The organism is Asanoa sp. NPDC050611 (assembly GCF_040654855.1).
GTDB lineage: Bacteria > Actinomycetota > Actinomycetes > Mycobacteriales > Micromonosporaceae > Asanoa.
In genome coordinates, this window is record NZ_JBFAIU010000396.1 from 1 (window position 1) to 6,286 (window position 6,286).

7 protein-coding genes, 1 tRNA gene and 1 pseudogene are annotated in these 6,286 nt (G+C 72.5%); 7 read left to right on the top strand and 2 right to left on the bottom strand.

Annotation, left to right across the window (positions count from 1 at the left end; translation table 11 throughout):
- Together AB0H87_RS36195 and AB0H87_RS36200 are read left to right on the top strand one after the other, a co-directional pair.
- Positions 1-200: pseudogene (locus AB0H87_RS36195) on the top strand (hypothetical protein); the annotation flags it as partial.
- A gap of 10 nt (positions 201-210) precedes the next feature.
- A complete protein-coding gene (locus tag AB0H87_RS36200) occupies positions 211-1,860 on the top strand; it encodes a lipid II flippase MurJ (RefSeq protein ID WP_360156417.1) in 1,650 nt (549 codons plus the stop codon).
- Here AB0H87_RS36200 and AB0H87_RS36205 read toward each other — a convergent pair.
- Entirely contained in the window at positions 1,816-2,373 is a 558-nt protein-coding gene (locus AB0H87_RS36205) for a hypothetical protein (protein ID WP_360156420.1), read from the bottom strand. The two genes, AB0H87_RS36200 and AB0H87_RS36205, sit on opposite strands and share 45 nt — an antisense overlap.
- A gap of 94 nt (positions 2,374-2,467) precedes the next feature.
- Here AB0H87_RS36205 and AB0H87_RS36210 point away from each other — a divergent pair.
- A tRNA-Val gene (locus AB0H87_RS36210) sits at positions 2,468-2,539 on the top strand.
- 74 nt (positions 2,540-2,613) lie between these two features.
- On the opposite strand, the gene AB0H87_RS36215 is transcribed toward AB0H87_RS36210, so the two are convergent.
- The gene (locus AB0H87_RS36215) at positions 2,614-3,267 is read right to left on the bottom strand and encodes a dihydrofolate reductase family protein (RefSeq protein WP_360156423.1); all 654 of its coding nucleotides are present in this window, start codon (positions 3,265-3,267) and stop codon (positions 2,614-2,616) included.
- Between the two features lie 96 nt (positions 3,268-3,363).
- Between AB0H87_RS36215 and AB0H87_RS36220 the strand changes: the two genes are divergently transcribed.
- From AB0H87_RS36220 to AB0H87_RS36235, 4 genes are all read left to right on the top strand, one after another.
- Positions 3,364-4,227, top strand: coding sequence for a LysR family transcriptional regulator (locus AB0H87_RS36220; protein WP_360156426.1), 864 nt, complete (start codon positions 3,364-3,366; stop codon positions 4,225-4,227).
- A gap of 61 nt (positions 4,228-4,288) precedes the next feature.
- Positions 4,289-4,759, top strand: a complete 471-nt coding sequence (locus tag AB0H87_RS36225) for a hypothetical protein (RefSeq protein ID WP_360156429.1) — start codon at positions 4,289-4,291, stop codon at positions 4,757-4,759.
- Between the two features lie 75 nt (positions 4,760-4,834).
- A complete protein-coding gene (locus tag AB0H87_RS36230; RefSeq protein WP_360156432.1) occupies positions 4,835-5,647 on the top strand; it encodes a GNAT family N-acetyltransferase in 813 nt (270 codons plus the stop codon).
- A 51-nt stretch (positions 5,648-5,698) separates the two neighbouring features.
- Positions 5,699-6,286 (top strand): isocitrate lyase/phosphoenolpyruvate mutase family protein (locus AB0H87_RS36235; protein WP_360156435.1); only part of this gene is annotated, 588 nt, incomplete at its 3' end.

The following is a 6,286-nucleotide window of genomic DNA, read 5'->3' on the forward strand; positions in this document are numbered from 1 at the left end:
TGCGCGGCGACGCCGGCGCCTACGCGTGCGGCGGGAGGGTCGGCGTCGCGCGGGCCGCCCGCTCCGGCCGGGTCGGGCGGGCCGCCCTGCTCGCCGGGCTGGCCGGGCTCACCGCGGCCAGCGAGCGGGTCAGCTTCACCCAGGTCATCCACCAGACGCCGGTGCTGCGCGAGTTGGACGCCCTCGGACGGCGCCCCTGACGACGTGAGCGTGTCCACCCCTCCGAGAGCCGCCGTCCCCCCGCCGCGGGTCGCCCGCTCCGCCGGCCTGATCGGCGGCCTCACCGTGCTGAGCCGGATCGCCGGCTTCGGGCGCACCGCCGTGCTCGGCTGGTTCGTCGGCTCGACGCTGCTCGGCACCGCCTACGTCACCGCGAACACCGTCCCCAACATCATCTTCGAGATCGTCGCGGGTGGCGCGCTCGCGGCCCTGGTCGTGCCGCTGCTGGCCGGCGCGGTCGCGGCGGGTGACCGGCGCACCGAGGCGGGCACCGTCGCCGCGCTGCTGACCTGGACGCTGACGCTGCTCGTGCCGCTCGCCGTCGTGGTGGCGCTGCTGGCCGGGCCGATCATCGACGGGCTCGCGGGCAACCTGCCGGCCGCCGCGCACGACGCCGGTGTGCTGATGTTGCGAATCTTCGCACCACAGCTCCCGTTGTACGGGATCGGCATCGTGCTGACCGGCGTGCTCCAGTCGCACCGGCGGTTCGCGTGGCCGGTCATCGCGCCGCTGCTGTCCAGCGTGGTCGTCGCCGCGACGTACGGGCTGTTCGCGGCCGTCGAGGGCGCCCGGGCCGACGTACCCGGGGTCGGGGTCGGCGGCCAGCTCATCCTCGCCGTCGGCACGACGCTCGGGGTCGTGGTGCTCTCGCTGAGCCTGGTCTTCCCGGTGCGCGACCTCGGCCTGCGGCTGCGCCCGGCCTGGCGGTTCCCGGCGGGCGCGGGCCGGCACGCCCTGCGACTCGCCGGCGCCGGGGTCGTCACCGTCGGCCTCCAGCAGGTCGCGGTCATCGTCACGCTGCGGCTGGCCAACCACGGCCCCGAGGGCACGGTCGTGGTGTTCACCGTCGCCCAGGCGGTCTACCTGCTGCCCTGGGCGATCCTCGCGGTGCCGGTGGCGACGGCCGTGTACCCGACGCTGGCCACCGCACACAGCACCGGCGACCACGCCGGCTACCGGGAGCGGCTCGCCCCGGCCACCCGCGGCGTGCTGCTGCTGACCTGCCTGGGCGCGGCCGCGCTGTTCGCGGTGGCCGAACCCGTCGCCGGCTTCTTCGCGCTGGCGGGGCTGGGCGGTGCGGTCGCCGGCTTCGCGCCGGGCCTCGTCGGCTACGGCCTGTTCGCGATCCTGACCCGCGCCCTGTACGCCCGCGGCCTGCCCCGCCCCGCCGCCACCGCGACCGCGATCGGCTGGGCCACCGTCTCCGTGGCGGCGGTGGTGCTCGCCGCCGGCCTGGCCACCGACCGCAGGCTGCTCGCCCTGACCCTGGCCAACTCGATCGGCATGCTCGTGCTCGGCGCGCTGCTGGTGCTGGCGGTGCACCGCCGGGCCGGCGGCGCCGCGCTGGCCGGCTTCGGACGGGCCCTGCTGGTCGGCGTGACCGCGGCTGCCGCGGCTGCCGCCGCGGGCTGGGCGGTGGCCGACGCGCTCAGCGGCGGCAGCGTGGCCAGCAAGCCGGCCGCGCTCTGGCACGGCGTCGTCGCCGGCATCGTCGTGGTGCTGGTGTTCGCCGTGGTCGCGTATCCGCTGGACCGCCTACGCCGCCGACGGCAGCGAGCTCGGCAGCACGCCCGTGCCGCCCTCGAGAACGACATGTCACGGCTGCCCGGCGACACCCCGGGCACCCGCGTCGTGCCGTAGGCCCGTCGCGTCGCGGTGCGTGCGGCAGCGCACCCCGCCGGTGGGTGCGGCACACCGGTGGCCGTCGCGCCGCGTCGCGCCACATTGGACCGTCGGGTCGTGGACGTGGCACAGGCCCGAGGGGCGCGGGCCGATCGGGCAGGGGAGGCCCTTGCGGGTCCTCGCCCGGCAGGAGCGCCGGGCGGACCAGCGCGTCCGGCCGTCGACGACGCGGCTCGTCGTCACGACGGTGACCAGCCCGACGGCCGCCGGGATCGGGTCGGCGGAGTCCTGCCACCGCACCCACAACGCGACGGTGCCCGGCAGCGGATCGGCCGCCGCCCCGTCGCCGCCCTCGACACCGACGGCGATCGGTGGGTCGCCCGGTCGCGGACGGACGAGCTCGGCCCAGGCCATGACATGTCGGTGGATCTCCGCCACGACCTGGTGCGGCAGCAGGTCCACGAAGGTCATCCGCCGCAGCCAGCTCGAGAGCGAGTCCGCGGCGCGGGAGGTGCGTATGAACGAGTCCATCCGCGGGACGCTAGGAGCGGCTCCCGCAGGACCCCGGCCCGAGAACGGGAAACCGTGGCCATTGACCGGAACCGTTACCGTAGAGCAACCGAACGGGCGCGTAGCTCAGCGGTAGAGCACTCGCCTTACAAGCGAGAAGTCGCAGGTTCGAACCCTGCCGCGCCCACCCGAGACGCGTAAACCGAACGCGGTCTGAGAAGGCGGCGAGACGCCTGATCGCGAGTGCCGGGGCGCCAAGGTTCAGGAGCCGATCCGGGTGAACGTCATATGGGTGACGCCGCTGGGCGAGGAGACGGCCTCGACCCGGTAGTTCTGCTCGATGCCCTCGAGCCCGTCCCAGAGGCGTACACCCCGGCCGAGCAGGATCGGGACCACCACGACGTGCATGTGGTCGACCAGCCCGGCGGCAAGGAAGTCGCGGATCATGCTGGGTCCTCCGCCGAGACGGATGTCCAGGTCGCCGGCGGCCTCACGGGCCGTCTTCAGCGCCTCGGCCGGAGACGCGTCGAGGAAATGGAACGTCGTGCCGCCCTCCATCTCAATCGGCGGGCGTGTGTGATGGGTGAGTACGAAGACAGGAGTGTGGAACGGCGGGTTGGGACCCCAGGCGCCCTTCCACTCCGGGTCCTCGTGCCATCCGGGGTGGCCGAACTTCCCGGCACCCATGATCTCAGCGCCGACCCCGGGAGCGAACTGCTGCGCGAAGGCGTTGTCGACGCCGTCGCTACCGCCGGGCTGCCAATACCGGGTGCCGAACATCCATTGGTGCAGCCGGTCCCCGGCGTGGCCGAAATGCAAATCGGCGCTCTGGCCTTCGCCGGTACCGAAACCGTCGAGAGAGATGCAGAAGTTCTGGACGCGGACACGGGACATGGTTGCTGCTCCTTCGGCCATTGACGGTCAACGCTCGGTCGTGCAAGCGATACTCGCAGCCCGGTGCCATGACGTCTAATGCCAACTTCGCCTAAGTCTCATAGATAAAGTTGATGCATGCTGAACCTCACCCACCTCAAAGTGCTGGAGGCGGTCGCCCGCCACAGATCGGTGACCAAAGCTGCGAACGAGCTGCGCTACTCGCAGCCATCGGTCAGTCATCACCTGGGGCGGCTGGAGGCCACCACTGGAGCCAAGCTCGTCCAGCGGGTGGGTCGCGGGATCCGGCTCACGCCCGAAGGGGAGCTCCTCGCCCAACGGGCGACCGAGATCCTGGGGCGACTGGACGCCGCGTCGGTCGAGTTGGCCGCCCGCGTGGGACTGCGGGCCGGACGGGTGCGGCTCGCCGGTTTTCAAACGGTCCTCAGCACTCTGGTGCCGAAGGCAGCCGCCGCGCTGTCCCAGTCGTACCCGGGAATCGAACTGAACATCGTGGACGCTCACCCCGTCGACGGCCTGGGGATGCTGCGGTCGGGGCAGGTCGACATCGCCCTGATCTTCCGCAACGCCGACACCCCTCCGGACGAAGCGGCGGGATTCCGGCTCACCCACCTGCTGGACGACCCCGTCTACCTCGTCAGTGACCGGCCCGATCAGCGCCTCGAAGACCACCGCGACTCCGCCTGGGTCGGCGGCTGCGAACGCTGCCGAGCCGCCACCATCAGCGCCTGCGAGCGCGCCGGCTTCGCACCACGCATCGCCTACTTCTGCGACGACACCGTCATCACCCAGGCGCTGGTCGGTGCCGGTATGGGTGTCGCGATCGTCAACGGACTCGCCCTGCGCGCGCACCGGGCGCCAGGCGTCTACGCCACGCCACTCGCGGAAAGTCCCCGCCGGATCTACACCGCCACCTACGGCGACCCGCCGGACCCGCCCGCCACCACCGCGTTGATCGAGATCCTGAGAACCCTCAACTAGGCGCGTTGTGGGCGCGGTCCTTGTCCTGCCTGGTTTGGTCCACCCGGTACGGTACGGCGCCATGAGCTACGACCTGATCTTCCTGCCCAAGGGTGCGGATCAGACCTGGGAAGAGGCGATCGACGCCGTCGAAGCGGCCGCCGACCACGACGCGACGCGTCCGAGCGCCGACGTCTGGACCCGCCTCGTGGCGGCGGCCGAGCAGGTCCTCGGCGAGGTGTCCGAGTTCGAGGGCGACAACAACTACGCGCTCGACCACGAGTCCACCGGCATCCAGCTCAGCTACCACGCCACCGAAGCGGAGATCACGGTGCCCTACTGGTACCGCGGCGACGACGCGCGGCAGATCGTCCAACTGATCTACCGGCTCGGCGAGGCGGTCGAGCGCGTGACCGGGCTGCCCGGCTTCGACCCGCAGCTCGACCTGCCGCTCGCGGACGCCGCCACCCGGGTCGAGCTCGCGGTCACCGCCTTCGACCAGGTGGCCGCCTCGTTCGCCGCGCGCGGGATCGACAGCCCGAGCAACGGCTGACCGGGGCGCGATTCCTGTCACATTCCGGCGCGCGATCATCCGGGCGTAACCCGCGACCGCTTGGATCACGCCGTGATGTCAGACCTGACCCGGACGGCCGAACTGGTCGAGGCCGAGGTGACGTACCGGCTCGGCGAGGTCGCACCCGAGGCCGCCCGCTCAGCGCTTGGTGTGGACACCGCTCGGATCGGCGGCGGTGTGGTGATCTCGTTGCGCGACGACCCCGCCGGCGGTCACTTCAACCGCGCCCTCGCGCTCGGCGCCGCCGAGCCGGTCACCGACGACCTCGTCGCCGAGGTGATCGACTTCCACCGGCAGCGAGACAGCCCGGCCTGTCACATCCAGATCGCGCCGGATCTCCTCCCGGACGACTGGGACGCGATCGTGGAGCGGCACGGCCTCACCCGCGGTGACACGACCGCGAAGTTCGTCGGCGAGGTCGATGCCGTCAAGCCCGCGACCACCGACCTGCGTGTCGGGCCCGTCGAGAAGGACCGGCTCGACGAGTGGGCCGCCCTGGTCTGGGAGCTGTTCGAGGTGCCCGACCCGCACCTGGCCGCCGTCACGGCCGCGGCTGCCCGCCAGGACGACTTCCAGGCGTTCGGTGCCTGGGACGGCCACCACCTCGTCGCCGTGGCCAGCGTGTTCACCCGTGGCGAGACCGCGCAGTTCCACTCCGCCGCCACGACGGCCACCCATCGCCGCCGCGGCATCCAGTCGGCCCTGATCTCGGTCCGGGCGACCTACGCCGCCGAGCGCGGATGCCGTTGGGTCGTCAGCGAGACCGACAGCCCCGCGGTCGCGGGCAGCAACCCGTCGCTCAACAACATGGCCCGGGCCGGCCTCACCCACCTCTACGACCGAGCCGACTGGGTCTGGCTGCCGTAGACGTCCGAAAACCGCCGGACCCGCCGGCGTACACACGGTTGGCTGGACCGCATGACCGATTTCCGCTCACTGCACCACCGCCCCGGCCAACCGCTCGTGCTCCCCAACGCCTGGGACGTCGCCAGTGCCCGCATCATCGAGAAGGCCGGCGCCGCGGCGATCGCCACGACCAGTGCCGGCGTCGCGTGGGGTCTCGGCACTGAGGACGACGGCGGCCTCGGGCAGCAGGAGGCGCTGGACGTGATCGCCCGGATCGTCGCCGCCGTCGGCGTCCCGGTCACCGCCGACGTCGAAGCCGGCTACGGCGACGTCGAAGGCACGATCCGCATGGTGCGGGAAGCCGGCGCGGTCGGGGTCAACCTCGAGGACGGCACCGCGCCGACGGCCGAGCACACCGAACGGATCCGGACCGCCCGGCAGGTCGGCGGCCCGGAGCTGTTCGTCAACGCCCGGATCGACACCTACCTGCGCCAGCTCGGCGACCCGGAAACGAGGCTCACCGAGACGCTCGACCGTGCGGCCGCGTACGTCGCCGCCGGCGCCGACGGTGTGTTCGTCCCCGGCGTGACCGACGCCGCGACGATCGCGACCCTGGCGAAGGAGCTGACCGTCCCGCTGAACATCATGGCGGGCCTGGAC

Coding starts and splice junctions, on each gene's coding strand:
- AB0H87_RS36205 (WP_360156420.1), bottom strand. CDS start 2,373: ATGGACTCGTTCATACGCACCTCCCGCGCCGCGGACTCGCTCTCGAGC.
- AB0H87_RS36215 (WP_360156423.1), bottom strand. CDS start 3,267: ATGGCCGAAGGAGCAGCAACCATGTCCCGTGTCCGCGTCCAGAACTTC.
- AB0H87_RS36220 (WP_360156426.1), top strand. CDS start 3,364: ATGCTGAACCTCACCCACCTCAAAGTGCTGGAGGCGGTCGCCCGCCAC.
- AB0H87_RS36225 (WP_360156429.1), top strand. CDS start 4,289: ATGAGCTACGACCTGATCTTCCTGCCCAAGGGTGCGGATCAGACCTGG.
- AB0H87_RS36230 (WP_360156432.1), top strand. CDS start 4,835: ATGTCAGACCTGACCCGGACGGCCGAACTGGTCGAGGCCGAGGTGACG.